This window comes from Bacillus sp. AFS002410 (genome assembly GCF_002556365.1).
Taxonomy (GTDB): Bacteria; Bacillota; Bacilli; order Bacillales; family Bacillaceae_G; genus Gottfriedia.
In genome coordinates this window covers 1-635 of record NZ_NUEU01000038.1, presented here as the reverse complement: position 1 = coordinate 635, position 635 = coordinate 1, and the positions used below count along the sequence as shown (strand labels likewise).

At 30.2% G+C, this 635-nt stretch carries 1 protein-coding gene; it reads right to left on the bottom strand.

The features are described from left to right. Positions 1 to 270: 270 nt before the first annotated feature. Complete coding sequence (locus tag CN692_RS18765; RefSeq protein WP_098120689.1) at positions 271 to 471, bottom strand: cold-shock protein; 201 nt, start codon at positions 469 to 471, stop codon at positions 271 to 273. Positions 472 to 635: the final 164 nt, after the last annotated feature.

Genomic DNA, 635 nt, shown 5'->3' with positions numbered 1-635 from the left:
GACCTATGCTCGGCCGCACACGCATGCATTAGTTGAATTGGAATCTATCATCTAAGGTAAATAAACTTTATCCAATTTGTCTTTTTTAGAAGAAATTTATTAGTAATTTGTAACTTCATTTTATTTGAGATATAATAGCTTTAACCATTTGCTTTACCAAGATCCACGGTTGATTTTACCCTTATTCTATTTTCGAATAGGGGTTTTTAATTTTATAAGACATAAATAAAGTCAGATTCTATCAAGTAGAATCTGACTAATTTTAGTTAATTATGCTTTTTTTACATTAGTTGCTTGTGGTCCGCGTTGTCCTTTTTCTACTTCAAACGTAACTGCTTGACCTTCATCTAATGATTTGAAACCATCAGTTTGAATTGCTGAAAAGTGAACGAATACATCGTCACCATTTTCACGCTCGATGAATCCAAAACCTTTTTCTGCATTAAACCATTTTACTTTACCATGTTCCATTTTTGTTTCCTCCTAGTGCGATTTACACACATTAATATTTCTATATTAACATAATAGTTAGTGATAATCAAATTACCCTAAATAAAAGGACATTCCTAATTTATATAACTAATTAATAAAACCTACTTATGCAACTAACGCATTAGTTCGTATTATAAGGTCAA